This is a genomic window from Enterococcus sp. E4-150 (assembly GCF_035726465.1).
Taxonomy (GTDB): Bacteria; Bacillota; Bacilli; order Lactobacillales; family Enterococcaceae; genus Enterococcus_B; species Enterococcus_B faecium.
Genome location: NZ_JAPRGK010000003.1, coordinates 99,446 through 113,804, shown reverse-complemented (window position 1 = coordinate 113,804; position 14,359 = coordinate 99,446). Strand labels below are relative to the sequence as shown.

General features: G+C 38.4%; 10 protein-coding genes and 1 pseudogene. 9 read left to right on the top strand and 2 right to left on the bottom strand.

Annotated elements, in window-relative coordinates:
- Position 1: 1 nt before the first annotated feature.
- Complete coding sequence (locus OZ002_RS03960) at positions 2 to 1,168, top strand: AI-2E family transporter (RefSeq protein WP_156249247.1); 1,167 nt, start codon at positions 2 to 4, stop codon at positions 1,166 to 1,168.
- A 91-nt stretch (positions 1,169 to 1,259) separates the two neighbouring features.
- Here the strand turns inward: OZ002_RS03960 and OZ002_RS03955 are convergent, their stop codons facing one another.
- A complete protein-coding gene (locus OZ002_RS03955; RefSeq protein ID WP_002287272.1) occupies positions 1,260 to 1,880 on the bottom strand; it encodes an NAD(P)H-dependent oxidoreductase in 621 nt (206 codons plus the stop codon).
- Positions 1,881 to 2,070: 190 nt separating this feature from the next.
- Positions 2,071 to 2,367 carry a rhodanese-like domain-containing protein gene (locus OZ002_RS03950; RefSeq protein ID WP_002287271.1) on the bottom strand — a complete coding sequence of 99 codons (297 nt, stop codon included), beginning with the start codon at positions 2,365 to 2,367 and terminating at the stop codon, positions 2,071 to 2,073.
- A 203-nt stretch (positions 2,368 to 2,570) separates the two neighbouring features.
- On the opposite strand from OZ002_RS03950, the gene OZ002_RS03945 reads away from it, so the two are divergent.
- From OZ002_RS03945 to OZ002_RS03910, 8 genes and pseudogenes are all read left to right on the top strand, one after another.
- A complete protein-coding gene (locus OZ002_RS03945) occupies positions 2,571 to 3,221 on the top strand; it encodes a TetR/AcrR family transcriptional regulator (RefSeq protein WP_002287269.1) in 651 nt (216 codons plus the stop codon).
- A gap of 15 nt (positions 3,222 to 3,236) precedes the next feature.
- Positions 3,237 to 4,964, top strand: coding sequence for an ABC transporter ATP-binding protein (locus OZ002_RS03940; protein ID WP_002287267.1), 1,728 nt, complete (start codon positions 3,237 to 3,239; stop codon positions 4,962 to 4,964).
- Complete coding sequence (locus tag OZ002_RS03935; RefSeq protein ID WP_002287265.1) at positions 4,961 to 6,853, top strand: ABC transporter ATP-binding protein; 1,893 nt, start codon at positions 4,961 to 4,963, stop codon at positions 6,851 to 6,853. The genes OZ002_RS03940 and OZ002_RS03935 overlap by 4 nt, the downstream gene beginning before the upstream one ends.
- A gap of 581 nt (positions 6,854 to 7,434) precedes the next feature.
- Complete coding sequence (locus tag OZ002_RS03930; RefSeq protein WP_002325397.1) at positions 7,435 to 8,304, top strand: VOC family protein; 870 nt, start codon at positions 7,435 to 7,437, stop codon at positions 8,302 to 8,304.
- Positions 8,305 to 8,512: 208 nt separating this feature from the next.
- Positions 8,513 to 9,538 carry a serine hydrolase domain-containing protein gene (locus OZ002_RS03925; RefSeq protein ID WP_002332171.1) on the top strand — a complete coding sequence of 342 codons (1,026 nt, stop codon included), beginning with the start codon at positions 8,513 to 8,515 and terminating at the stop codon, positions 9,536 to 9,538.
- Positions 9,539 to 9,576: 38 nt separating this feature from the next.
- A complete protein-coding gene (manA, locus tag OZ002_RS03920) occupies positions 9,577 to 10,527 on the top strand; it encodes a mannose-6-phosphate isomerase, class I (RefSeq protein WP_002332170.1) in 951 nt (316 codons plus the stop codon).
- A 93-nt stretch (positions 10,528 to 10,620) separates the two neighbouring features.
- Positions 10,621 to 12,324, top strand: a pseudogene (locus OZ002_RS03915) (PTS transporter subunit EIIC).
- Between the two features lies 1 nt (position 12,325).
- Positions 12,326 to 14,359 carry a BglG family transcription antiterminator gene (locus OZ002_RS03910; RefSeq protein WP_123840225.1) on the top strand — a complete coding sequence of 678 codons (2,034 nt, stop codon included), beginning with the start codon at positions 12,326 to 12,328 and terminating at the stop codon, positions 14,357 to 14,359.

Genomic DNA, 14,359 nt, shown 5'->3' with positions numbered 1-14,359 from the left:
TATGGAAGGAAAAAATAAGAAGAACAGACCGGTGTCGTGGTTTTGGCGCTGGTTTTTAAATAATCAAGTAGTCACAGCCTTACTTGTTGTATTGTTAATATTGCTGATCGTCTTTTTATTTACAAAAGTTTCATATTTGTTTGCACCAATCTGGCAATTTTTAGCAATCGTAGGTCTGCCTATCATTTTAGCAGGAATCTTGTATTACTTGATGAATCCGGTAGTTGATTACTTTGAAAAGCGAAAAGTACCAAGGCTTTACAGTATCATTGGGCTGTTTGTTTTGGTTGTTGCACTAATCGCATGGGGGAGCGTAGTGATCATCCCTAAGATTCAGGAACAAACAGTGAGCTTCATCAGTAACTTCCCTCAATATGTAGATACGATTGATAATAAATTAACCGAGATTTTGCGGGACCCGCTGTTCAACCAATTTCGCGAACAGTTGGAAACAGCAGGTGATAAGTTCATGAATTCGGCAGGCGATATGATCCAAGATATATCTAAGAGTACAGTTCAGAGTCTTGGAAGTTTTGTCGGCGCGGTAGCGACTATTTTAGTGGCTCTGCTGACGATGCCGTTTATCTTATTTTATCTATTGAAAGACGGTAAACAATTAGCACCTTATTTTGTCAAATTTTTACCGACACGCATGCAAAAACCGACGTTGAATGTGCTGAGTGAAATGAATAGTCAAGTTTCTTCTTATATAAGAGGACAACTAACTGTGGCTTTTGCTGTGGCAATCATGTTTATGATTGGTTTTGCGGTCATTGGTTTAGAGTATGCTGTCACGTTGGGGATTATTGCGGGTTTTTTGAACCTGATCCCTTACTTAGGATCATTTTTAGCGATGATTCCGGTTATCTTTTTAGCCATTGTAGCAGGTCCATTCATGATCATCAAAGTACTGATCGTTTTTGCAGTAGAGCAGACAATAGAAGGACGCTTGATCTCTCCATTAGTACTAGGGAATCAGTTAGCAATCCATCCAGTAACGATTTTATTAGTTCTGCTGACTTCTGGGAAATTGTTCGGAATCATCGGTGTGATCTTGGGGATTCCTGTTTATGCAGCAGCTAAAGTAGTGATTACTCATGTTTTTGAATGGTACACAACAATCTCTTCTCTTTATGAAGAAAATCCGTTGAAAAAGCAGAAAGAATAACAAAAAGAGACAGATGGGAAAATATCCAAGGCACAAATGCTGCTTTGAAGATTTTTTCCTCTGTCTCTTTTGTATGCATTTATCTCAATTTTTAAAATGATTTACCTAAAGCAGCAGCTTTATCTAATGCATTTTGCATCAACTCATCTGCACGGTCAGGGTCATAATCGATTCCTTCGATGAATAGCTGATCTACTTGATCGATGCCTACAAAGTTTAAAATACCTTTTACATATTGAGAGGCAAAGTCTTGTCCGTTGTATACACCGCCATTAGATTGGATGTGCAGTGCTTTTTTACCTGTCACTAATCCTTCTGGCCCGTTTTCTGTATAGCGGAACGTTTTTCCAGCTACATTGACGGTATCGAACCAAGCTTTTAATTTTGTTGGGATATTTAGATTCCATAAAGCGTTTGCGATAACGATTTTATCAGCAGCAAGGAACTGATCAGTCAATTCATTGAAACGAGCAATTTTTTGTTGTTGACTTTCTGATAAGGAAGTGAACTCTGCACCAGCACGTAATGCTTCCCAACCTGATAATAATTCTTCATCGATTTCCGGAATATCATCGCGATAAAGTTCCAAAACAGTCACTTCATCATCTGGATGATTTTCTTTATAACTTGTTAAAAAAGACGTCAATGCCTTAACTGTGCGCGATTCTTCTGCAGTTAGGGGATGACCTTTGACTACTAAAACAGATGCCATATGCTTACCTTCTCCTTTTATTGCTATGATTGTTATAACTATGACTAACAAAATCAGTTTACTCGAAAAAGAAAAGGCTATCAAGTCATATTGATAAGGTTGAAGAATAAATAACTAAAAAAAGACAGGATATAAAAGAGGTTGTGACACGATTTTTGTCACAGCCTCTTTTGAATCTAACAAGCAATATTCAAGCAACACTCGACTGAAGAGCTTCCATCCCACCAATGATATAAACAGCACGAAAACCATTAGCAGTAAGTTGATCGGCTAATGCTTCTGATCGCCTGCCTGTATAGCTTAGAATATAATAAAGTTTCTTTGGATCTAGATTTTTTAATTGTCTTGGCAAGATAGCAGCGGGGATAGAAAGCGAGTGGCTTAAGTGGTTTTTTGTGTAATCTAAGGTATTTCTTGTATCTAAAACGATGCTGTCAGCATCGAGAGGCAATTTATTGAAGTCTTGGACACTAATTGATTGGGCCATTTATCTCATCCTTTGTTTAGTATGTGGCTATTTTAATGGGCAACTCTCATTAATTCAAATGGAAGGATTCCTCTTATCACTTTTTTAATGTATCGGATGATAATGAAAAAAACTATGCAAATGTCTTGCAAAACAGGTAGGAGGTGTTATAATGACATAGCGTCATATGACAATGTGTCATCTTGAAAGAAAGGAGGATCCATATGCCGACACAGACATTTTTCCATTTGCCTAAAGAAAAACAAAAAAGACTAATCGAGGCTGCGAGAATCGAGTTTTCTAGAGTACCTTTGAAAGAAGCCTCGATTGCTAATATCGTCAAATTAGCGGATATCCCTAGAGGCAGTTTCTATCAGTATTTTGAAGATAAAGAGGATCTTTATTTTTATTACTTTGAGACAATGAGACGTGACAGCTCTAAAGATATGTTGCAACTAATGAAAGAATCCGATGGTGATCTATTCAAAGGATTCGAATCCTATTTTTCTAAAATGATTTATGAGATTTTGGAAGGTGAGAATGCTTCTTTTTATCGTAACTTGTTTATGAACATGGATTACCGTGCCTCAAGAAAAGTCGCTCCTCATACGAGTCGCCAAAAAACGCCTCACGATCCGCATAAAGAACACAAACAAGATGCAAAAGAGTTGCTTGAATTGATTGATCGGACGAAGCTGAAAGTAAAAAATGATCATGAATTGGAATTACTGATCCAATTAGTGATGAATACTGTATTTACAACAATTGCGCATTCGTATCGCTTATTTTCAACATCTGAAGATTACTCAGTAGAGCAAGCAATCAGTGAATTCAATTTGAAACTTTCTTGGCTGAAAAACGGAGTATATAAATAGAAAGAAGGGAACTAGATGCTAAAAATCGTAAAACGGATCTCCTTGACTTCAGCAATTGCAGCTGCAGTTTTCATGGTGATCCAAGTACTGGCAGATTTATATTTGCCGACACTTACCTCCAATATCATTGATAAAGGGGTAGCACAAGGAGATGTCGATTATATTTGGCATACAGGCTTTGTGATGATCGGCTTTTCTTTGATCAGTATCTTAGCTGCTATTGCAAATACATTTTTTGCTACTCGTGAATCACAGAAACTGGGTAAGCAATTGCGTACGGATGTCTATAAAAAATCAGAGAGTCTGACAAAAGATGCGTTTGATAAATATGGAACGGCCTCTTTGATCACAAGAACGACCAATGATGTGACTCAAATCCAAATGGTTACACAAATGTTTTTACGTATGATGATCAATGCACCAATCACGTTGATTGGCGCGAGCATACTTGCTTATCAAAAAGATCATCAGTTGACAAAAATCTTCTTAGTTGTCATCCCAGTAATGATTATTTTGATCGGCGGAATCATGTACTTTGCTGTTCCATTATTCAAAAGTATGCAAAAGAAAACTGACCGTTTAAACCTGGTATTTCGAGAAGGATTGACAGGGGTCAGAGTGATTCGAGCATTCGATAAGACACGCTTTGAAGAAAATCGTTTTGATTTAGCGAATAAAGATTATACAAATACGGCAATCAAAGTTAATACGATCGTCGCATTGATGATGCCGATGATGACATTGATCATGAGCGGTACAAACGTAGCAATCACTTGGTTTGGTGGACACTACATAGCAGATATGACTTTGGAAGTCGGTAATCTGATTGCATTTATGACTTATGCGATGCAGATCTTGATCAGCTTTATGATGCTTTCCGCTATTTTTATCATGGTGCCTCGTGCACAAGCTTCAGCTGACCGTATTAATGAAGTGTTGGATGAAAAAATCGGTATCCATGACCCTGAAAATCCTAAAACAGTTTCTTTTGCTGGAAAAAACGCAACATTGGCCTTCAATCATGTCAATTATCGATATCATGGAGCAGAAAAACTTGCATTGGAAGATATTGATTTCCAAGCCAAGTCGGGCGAGATCGTCGCAATCATAGGGGGGACTGGTTCAGGTAAAACGACCTTAGTCAATTTGATCCCTCGATTATATGACATCGAATCTGGTTCGATCCAAATAAATGGAACGGACATTAGTGACATGACTCAATATAATTTGCGAGAATTAATGGGCTTTGTTCCTCAAAAAGCAGTTCTGTTCTCTGGAACGATCCGAGACAATATGCAGTATGGTAAGCCGGATGCAACAGATGAAATGATTTGGAAAGCATTAGAAATCGCACAAGCTAAAGATTTTGTTTCAGAGATGGAAGATGGCTTAGATAGCCATGTGGAACAAGGAGGAGGAAACTTCTCTGGTGGACAAAGACAGCGTCTGGCAATTGCACGGGCATTAGTCAAAACAGCAGATATCTATGTGTTTGATGATTCCTTCTCAGCGTTGGATTTCAAAACGGATGCCAATCTTCGCCAAGCATTGAAAACGAATATGAAAGAAAGTATCACCGTTTTAGTTGCTCAACGAGTAAGTACAGTAATGGATGCAGATATGATCCTTGTGCTAGATGAAGGAAAACTGGTTGGCAAAGGAACACATGAAGAACTATTAGCAACAAACGAAACTTATCAAGAAATCGTTCATTCACAACTAAGAGAGGAGGACTTAGCATGAGTAAAACAAACACACGTCCCTCTCATGGACCAGCAGGCGGTCCAGGACATGGTGGACCTGGCAGAAATCTCGGTGTAAAAGGTGAAAAGCCTAAAAATTTCTGGGGAACGGTACGCCGATTGTTTGGCTATATGTCTAAACGTATGGTTGCGATCATCGCTGTATTTGTACTAGCAATAGCAGCCGTGATCTTCCAAATCCAAACACCAAAGGTCTTGGGGAAAGCAACCACAGAAATATTCAAAGGTGTAATGGCTGGCGCTCAACAGATGCAACAAGGCCAACAAGTAACAAAATTTCCGATAGACTTTGATAAAATCGCGCAGATCATTGCGACAGTAATCGTGATGTATTTGATTTCTGCTGTATTCAACTTTTTACAGCAATTTATTATGACACGTGTTTCCCAACGAACAGTTTATGAATTACGTCATGATTTGGAAGCCAAAATGAATCGTGTACCGATTTCCTATTATGATACACATACAAATGGGGATATCATGTCTCGAGCAATCAATGATATGGATAACATCGCAAGCACGCTGCAGCAAAATTTGACTCAATTTGTAACTAGTGCAGTCACATTGATTGGGGTCATCGTGATGATGCTTTCAATCAGCTGGCAATTGACGTTAGTCGCGTTATTGATGATCCCTTTAAGCTTGATCATCGTGATGATCGTAGCGCCGAAATCACAAGTGTTTTTCGCAGATCAGCAAAAAAGTTTAGGTTTATTGAATAACCAAGTAGAAGAAACATATGGTGGTCATACCATTGTTAAAACATTCAATCATACTGAAAAAGACCAGGAAGTATTTGAAAAAGAAAATCAGAATCTGTATGCCGCTGGTTGGAAAGCTCAATTTATTTCGGCAATCATCATGCCGTTGATGAATTTCGTTAAAAATCTAGGCTATGTGTTCGTCGCTGTACTAGGCGGAGTAAAAGTTGCAAATGGGAACATGACATTAGGGGATGTTCAAGCGTTCTTGCAATATACAACACAGTTCTCTCAACCAATCACTCAACTTGCAAGTTTGATGAACACTATCCAATCAACAGTTGCTTCAGCCGAACGGGTATTTGAAGTGTTGGATGAAGAAGAGATGTCCAATGAAAAATCTGGCCTTCCAGAAGAAAAAGATACACCATACAAAGTTCGTTTTGAAAATGTTCAATTCGGCTACACACCAGATAACTTGCTAATGACTGATTTTAACTTGGATGTCAAACCTGGTGAGATGGTCGCTATTGTAGGTCCGACTGGTGCAGGGAAGACGACACTGATCAACCTTCTTGAACGGTTCTACGATGTTTCTGGAGGTAGTATTCGTTACGATGGTGTAGATACCCGTGATCTTTCACGTGATGAATTGCGCGCACAGTTTTCAATGGTACTGCAAGATACTTGGCTGTTTACAGGAAGTATCTATGACAATATCAAATATGGGAACGACGATGCAACAGACGAACAAATCATTGAGGCTGCTAAAGCTGCTCACGTAGACGATTTTGTTCGTAAATTGCCAGAAGGATATAACACTGTATTAAACGAGGATGCAAGCAATATTTCGCAAGGGCAGCGTCAGCTAATCACAATTGCGCGGGCATTCTTAGCAAATCCGGATGTCCTGATCCTTGATGAAGCAACATCTAGTGTAGATACACGAACAGAAATACTGATTCAAAAAGCGATGAACCGCCTATTGGAAAACCGGACAAGTTTCGTTGTTGCTCACCGCTTGTCTACAATACGCGATGCAGACAACATTATTGTGATGAATCATGGTTCGATCGTAGAAACAGGAAACCACGATACATTGATGGAAAAAGACGGATTCTATGCAGATCTTTATAACAGTCAGTTTTCTGAAGAAGAAGCTTCATAGAATAGTACAAATTTATTATTTTTTTTAGGGGCTGTGACAAAAGTCGTGTCACAGTCCCTTATTCCGAATAAACGGTGTTCAATCAGCTGTCCTTCGGTATTAGCTCAAAAAACGGCAAAATATGAGGAGCTATTTTTCCGTTTTGTATCTCTAATACTCAGGTCAAACCGCTGATTTTACGACCTCTTCCTTAAACGGTGTTCAATCAGCTGTCCTTCGGTATTAGCTCAAAAAACGGCAAAATATGAGAAGCTATTTTTCCGTTTTGTTTCTCTAATACTCAGGTCAAACCGCTGATTTTACAACCTCTTCCTTAAACGGTGTTCAAAAGCTTGCATCTGCGGTAATAAGCCCAACCAAACGAAAAATAGGAGGAGCTATTTTTGTTTGGCTGTTCTTATTACTTGATGCAGAACAGCTTTTTCACAACCTCTTTTTATAAGAGTTTTTACTCATTAATTTACAAAAAACAAGCAAAATGCGAATTTTCTCACATTTTTTTTAACAAAATCAAAGTTATTGCTTGAAAGAAGAAGAATCCATCGTTAAAATAAAGCTTGACGTAGAGGGGAGCAAGAAATATGAAAGATTTTCAATTGGGGGCTGCCACCTATTTAAAAAGTGTAGCCATTCGGGTGAAAGACCGAGATAAAATGATTGATTTTTACAAGAACGTTGTTGGCTTTGATTTGAAAAGAGAAGAAAACGAATTAGCCATTTTAGGAACAGAAGAAGCTGGAAGTGAAATGTTGCTGCTGGAAGAAAGTCCTAGAGCGAATGATCACATGGGGGAGATCAAAAAGCTGAACCGTTTTTCATTGATTATCCCTAGCACAGAAGAAATGGCAGATATCCTTTGTCGTATCCGTAAAATGAATTATCCAATCAAAGAAGCTTTAGAAGATCATGGACGTATGGGGATTTTGCTCGTAGACCCAGAAGAGAATGAATTGGAAATTTACCATGAAGAGAATAAGAACGACCAAAGAGAAATTCCGGAAACAATGGATCAAGAAGCATTATTAAGAAAATCTGAAGAAAAATTCAGTAAACTATCAACAGGTTCTTATTTTGAAAAAATCCATTTAAATGTTACTAACTTAACAAAAGAACGCCAATTTCTTAATCATGTACTTGGTTTGAAGGTACATAATGAAGAAGAGGGCATCCATGTATTGAATGAAGGAGATTTCCATGTTGGGTTGACAGAAGCTAGCGGAGGCGCAATTGATTTGCCTACAGATGAAGTGATTGGACTTGATTTTCTGAAATTCATGATCGATACTGAAAGCATGGAAGGACTGATTGCTCACTTGCAGCAACTATCAGTTGATTTCTTCTTAGACAAAAAGCACACAGTACTCACAATCTATGATGCTATAGGAATCGAATGGTGGTTCGTCAGTGAGCCAAAAGAAAAGAATAAAACTGACATTCGATGCGACGCTTAACTTTTTCTTTCTTAACGATTGTCGCATGTCTCGTCATTTTATGAACGGTCATACTATCGCTTATTCTAGAGATAGAAAGAGAAAATAGTATACCGGAGGAAACTGCGCGGTTTTTCGCGCAGTTTTTTTGTGTAAAAAAGGTTGATTCCTCATAGATTAAGCTTTAAGCTTGGACTGTAAGAATCTGATAGAAAAGCAGGAGAAAAAGATGTATCCACACACGAAACAGCTTATTTTGAAAAAAATGGAAGAAGGATTTTATCCGGGTGTAGCAGTCGCCTTCATAAAAGAAAATCAAGTAGAAACATTTACAGCCGGCTTTGCCCAAGTCGTTCCTGAAAAGCAGCTGATGACAGAAGATCTGTTGTTTGATGCAGCCTCACTGACGAAAGTCGTTGCAACCACTTCATTAGTTTTACGTCTATTAGAAGATGGAAAGATAGAACTCGATCAACCGCTTCATAAATATCTTCCTGAATTTGAAAATCAGACAATCACTTTGCGTCATTTACTGACACATACTTCTGATATCAAAACATGGATACCAAACAGAGATGAGCTATCTCAGGAAGAATTGATTGCCGCTTATATGAAGCTAGAACCTGGTGAGCAATTAGGAAAAGAAGTAAAGTACACAGATGCCGGTACGATTCTTCTTGGGTTGATGCTAGAGGAAATTTACCAAGAAACTGCAGTGGAAATCTTTCAAGAACAAGTATTGGAACCATTAGGAATGATGAACAGCTTATTTCTTCCTTTTCCTTCCAAAAAAATCGTTCCCACAGAACAACTGCCTTCGGGTGAGGTTTTGCGTGGACAAACTCATGATCCGAAAGCAAGAGTTTTAGCTGAACATGCAGGGAATGCTGGGCTCTTTATCGATTTGAACGACAGCATTACTTTTGTCCAAATGTATTTGAACAAGGGAAAAATCCGTAATGGTCGGTTTTTAGAAGAAGAAACGATTGATTCTTTGCTACAAGACCACACTCCAGAAAAAAATGGCTATCGTTCTCTAGGGTGGGATTTAAAAAAAGATGTAGAAGACGGTCATGCGATTCTTTTTCATACTGGTTATACAGGTACGTTTTTCTTGATTGATATAAAAACACAAGAAGCGTTGATATTTTTGTCAAATCGCGTACATCCTGTCGATCATCGTGCGGAGTATCTCATATGTCGAGATGAAATTGTTGAAAACTTTTTGAAAGAGAAAGCGGTATTACCGAAATAATGCTATAATAGCTATGAAAAATGAGAGGAGTTTGAATTATGCAGGAACCTATGTTTTTAAAACCAGTTTTTCAAGAAAAAATTTGGGGAGGAAGCCGTTTACGTTCAGTCTTCGGTTTTGATATCCCTAACGATAAAATCGGAGAAGATTGGGCGATCAGTGCGCATCCTCATGGTGTCAGTGTAGTAGAAAATGGCAAATTCAAAGGGAAAAGATTAGATGAACTATGGTCAGAACACAAGGAATTGTTTGGCCATCCTTCAGAACCAGTGTTTCCATTATTGATCAAGATCTTAGACGCAGAAGATGATCTATCTGTACAAGTACATCCAGATGATGCCTATGGGATGAAACATGAAGGTGAATTAGGAAAAACTGAATGCTGGTATATCATCGATGCTGAACCTGGTGCAGAAATCATCTATGGTCATCATGCAAAGACAAGAGAAGAACTAGCTGAGATGATCAAAGATGGGCGCTGGGATGACCTTTTGAAGAAAGTACCAGTTAAAAAAGGTGATTTCTTTTATGTACCAAGCGGAACGATCCATGCTATTGGTAAAGGAATCATGATTTTAGAAACACAGCAAAGTTCTGACACGACTTACCGCGTGTATGACTACGACAGAAAAGATGCGCAAGGACAAACAAGAGAGCTGCATATCCAACAATCGATCGATGTAACAACTGTCCCTGCGAAAACACCAGAATTACAAATCAAAGAAGTCCGAAAAGGGAATTCATCGATCGTCACTTATTTAGAAACTGAGTTTTTCAATGTATATGAGTGGGATATTAAAGGAATCACATCTTTCAAAAAACAAGCCCCTTATACATTGATGACGGTAATCGAAGGAGCAGGAGACCTTGTCGTTGACGGAAAAACATATCCATTAGAAAAAGGAACAAGCTGTATTATTCCAAATGGCGTTTCTGAGTGGGCGGTCCAAGGTGAACTAGCAATCATTGCGTCTGAACCAGGCAAATAGTTCCCAGATAGCTGAAAGCAGCAGACGGTTTTTCGTTTGCTGCTTTTTCTACATAAAATCCGTCCATCAATAAATAGAAGTATGGTGAAAAAGATGGAATACAAATGGAAAGCAAACAACAGCAGTCGCGTGTCTATGAAACAACTGAGAAAAGCTGGACATCACTTAAATGAAATGATCATGCCAAATCTAAGTCTGTTTATCGCTTGGGGAATCTTGTCATTAGCAACAAAAGGTGTGTCTGGCGATTTGCACACCACATTAGAAGAGGTATGCCATTGGATGATCCAGCTGCTTTTACCCATCTTGATCAGTTATTCAGGCGGGAAATCGGTAGGGGGACAAAAAGGGGCAGTCGCCGGTGCAATTGCTTCTTTAGGGTTGATCGCTCGTTCCAATGCTCCACAAATCGTAGGAGCGATGATTATCGGGCCGCTTGCCGGCATCGTATATGAACAATTTGTTTCTAGATTCCATGTGAAATTCAAGGCTGGATATGAAATGCTTGTCAGCAACCTACTAGTAGGACTGACTGGTAGCGTTATTTGTATAATTGGAATCGTTTTTATTGAACCAGTTTTAAATAGTGTTCACTTGTTGCTCGCCTCCGTTGTGTCTTGGCTAGTCACAATGAATCTGTTACCACTTGTCAGTCTGATCTTAGAACCTCTAAAAGTACTATTTTTCAATAATGCAATCAATCATGGTGTATTGACACCTTTAGGAATCGAATTCTCACAAACAGTCGGGTACTCTTCCTTATTTTTGATGGAGGCAAATCCTGGACCTGGTTTAGGGATCTTACTTTCTATCCTTTGTTTTGCAGAAAAACAGGAAAAAGTAAATGCGAGTGGAGCATTGATGATCCATGCGATTGGCGGGATTCACGAAATCTATTTTCCATTTGTCTTGCTGCGACCGTATCTATTTTTAGCTGTAATGGCTGGTGGGGCAAGTGGAACGTTGATATTTCAATGATTAGATACGGGATTAGCTGCACCTGTATCGCCTGGGTCACTACTCGTGATTTTTGCCAATGCGCTTTATCCACAACTAGCTGGGGTAAGTATAGGGATAGCAATCAGTACATTTGTGACCTTCATTTGTGCAGCGATACTATTGAAATTACCAAATAAAGAAAAAGAGAACAAAACGGTCAAAGAAAGGGGAGAAATCTTGGAACCATCTATCATTCATTCCGTCATTTTTGCTTGCGACTCAGGTATGGGATCAAGTGCTATGGGAGCCGCCCTGCTGAAAAAGAAATTAGCAGCAGAAAAAATCGATCTTTCTGTCGGATACAGCTCTATCTATGAATTGAATAACCAAGTAAATCAGCTGGTTATCGTGCAACATGAACTAGCGGATCTTGCAAGAGAAAAAGTACCTCAAAGTCAAATCTATGTACTGGATCACTTTTTGGAAACAGATATCTTGCTGTCACGAATAAAAGAAGCGATCCATTTTCCAAAGCGGGAAGAAAAAAAAGAGATAGCAGATATCACAGAACAAAAAACGTTGCCTGCTAATATTGTATTTTTGTATAAAAACAACAGACGCGGCTCACAAACTATGGGCATGACGATTTTAAGTCAATTAGCAAAAAAAGCGAAAAAACAGTTTGTTATCTCAAAAGAATCAATAGAAAAAATCAAAATCCAAGAAGAAACGATTTATATCGCACAAAGAGAACTAGCTGTAACTGAACAGCTAGAAGAAAAGATCCCTCGGCTAGTTCTAGTTGAACATTGGGTAGCTACGAATGAATACGAAAAACTCGTGAAGGGAGAAATATAAGATGTATTTATCGCCCAGAGAAAAACAATTATTAGCAGAATTTCTCAGTAGCCCGTCACCTGTATCTATCCAAAAAATGATGAATTTATTGAAGGTCAGTAAACGGACTATTTACCGCGAATTAGATAATCTTGAAGTCTCATTGAAATCGGTAAATGCTTCTTTGAAAAAAGCAGCTAGAGGCTCATTTGTCATTGAGGCATCAGAAGAAGTATTAGAGCAATTAAAAGAAAATACAGATGGGAAAAGTAATGACTTATCCACTGCTAAACGACAACACGCGATTTTAGCCGAGTTGTTACTGACGACAGAGCCGTTGAGTCTTGCTCATTTCATGGAATCATATCGCATCAGTAATACCACTTTTTATGCAGATATCAAACAGTTGGAAGAAAGTATTCGCCAACTGCCTTTGGAAATCATTCGGAACCAGGGATACGAGATCGAAGGACCGGAAAAATACCGCCGGCTTCTGACCGCGAATGTATTAGAATTAGAAATCAATGAATATGAACTTTTTCATAGTATTTCTTTCGATGCATCACTGAATTATTTTTTTCGATTCGTTGATCCGCAACATCTATCTCTTGCACGCAAAGTAATCGGGGAAGAATTGATCCAAAAAAAGACCAATCTAAGTGATAGAAAGCTTGAACATTTGGTTTTGATGCTGACATTGACGATGGAGCGTGTGACGAAAAATCATTTACTGACAAATGAGACATATAATAGTCTGGCAAACAAAGAATTACTACAGACAGCTAAACGATTGTTTTCACGGATCGCTTCTGAGACAAAACAACTTTATCCAGTAAATGAGATCGTCTTTTTTGCAGGATTATTAAATGACTTCACGAACTCATTTGATCAGAATTTCTTTGAAGAGACGTTCGATACACAGCTTGCTTATTTAGTAAAACAACTGATTCAAGAAGTAAGTGAAGAGACGAATGTCCATTTTTATGAAGATGAAACTTTGTACAAAATGCTGTTGACTCATTTATCTGGTGTGTTTTCAAGAGCCGTTTTACAAGAAGAGACACTGACCAATCCGATTTTAGAAAAAATCATGGTTCAATACGAGGAAGTTGCGAATGCAATCCGTAAAGCAGTAGAGCGGATTTTTCAAGAAAAAAAATTATCCGAAGAAGAGATCGCTTATATGGTCCTTCATTTTGCGAATTCATTGGAACGAAGTCCGAAAGAAAGCAATATCAGTATTGCAGGATTTTCGCCAAGTGGATTAGCTTCTACTAGCATGTTGGAACTACGATTGAAAAGGTATTTTCCCTTCATCCAACAAATTCATTTCTATCGGATTGCTGATTTAAAAAAAATCGATTTACAAGAAGAATATGATGTTGTTATTTCTACATCTATTTTACCAGGATACGGTGGAAAATATATTTTAGTCTCCCCGCTACTGCTAGAAGATGAAGTCAAGCAGCTAAAAGAAGCTTTTTCGCATATTGAGAAGAAAAAAAGGCAAAAAATTACGTATAACAGCAATAACGAGTGGATGATAGAAGATACTTATGAGGAAACAATGCATTTCATGGATCAAATCAATCAATTACTCGGTCGTTTTTTTATCCAAGAACTGGATAATCCTGAGACGATTTCCGAAACGATTCGCAGCTTATTTCCTTATTTTCCTGAAGGACTAGTAACGGATGAAGAGGTGGTTCATCGCCGGCTGCTTAAGCGATATGAACAAGCACCTATCGGTATTCCTCATACAAATATGGGGTTATTCCATACATCCAGCTCATTGATTTCTAAACCGATCTTTTGTATTTTCAATTTGAAACAACCGTTGACCATTGAAGGGATGGATAGACAGCCAGTCGATTTGTCCCGTATGTTAGTTATGCTGGCGCCTTCGCCAATCCAAGAAAAAGACGGGATTCTTTTAGGAAAGATCAGTGGAGCAATCATCATGAATGACTTGAACACCGAGATCTTCCGCTCAGGAAATAAAGAAATCGTTTATCAGTTGCTAGCGAAAATCCTGATTGAAGAAATAAAGAAATGA

Excerpts from the sequence above, each read along its gene's own strand:
- manA (WP_002332170.1), top strand. The coding sequence starts at position 9,577 with ATGCAGGAACCTATGTTTTTAAAACCAGTTTTTCAAGAAAAAATTTGG.
- OZ002_RS03910 (WP_123840225.1), top strand. The coding sequence starts at position 12,326 with ATGTATTTATCGCCCAGAGAAAAACAATTATTAGCAGAATTTCTCAGT.
- OZ002_RS03940 (WP_002287267.1), top strand. The coding sequence starts at position 3,237 with ATGCTAAAAATCGTAAAACGGATCTCCTTGACTTCAGCAATTGCAGCT.
- OZ002_RS03925 (WP_002332171.1), top strand. The coding sequence starts at position 8,513 with ATGTATCCACACACGAAACAGCTTATTTTGAAAAAAATGGAAGAAGGA.
- OZ002_RS03950 (WP_002287271.1), bottom strand. The coding sequence starts at position 2,367 with ATGGCCCAATCAATTAGTGTCCAAGACTTCAATAAATTGCCTCTCGAT.
- OZ002_RS03930 (WP_002325397.1), top strand. The coding sequence starts at position 7,435 with ATGAAAGATTTTCAATTGGGGGCTGCCACCTATTTAAAAAGTGTAGCC.
- OZ002_RS03935 (WP_002287265.1), top strand. The coding sequence starts at position 4,961 with ATGAGTAAAACAAACACACGTCCCTCTCATGGACCAGCAGGCGGTCCA.
- OZ002_RS03960 (WP_156249247.1), top strand. The coding sequence starts at position 2 with ATGGAAGGAAAAAATAAGAAGAACAGACCGGTGTCGTGGTTTTGGCGC.
- OZ002_RS03945 (WP_002287269.1), top strand. The coding sequence starts at position 2,571 with ATGCCGACACAGACATTTTTCCATTTGCCTAAAGAAAAACAAAAAAGA.
- OZ002_RS03955 (WP_002287272.1), bottom strand. The coding sequence starts at position 1,880 with ATGGCATCTGTTTTAGTAGTCAAAGGTCATCCCCTAACTGCAGAAGAA.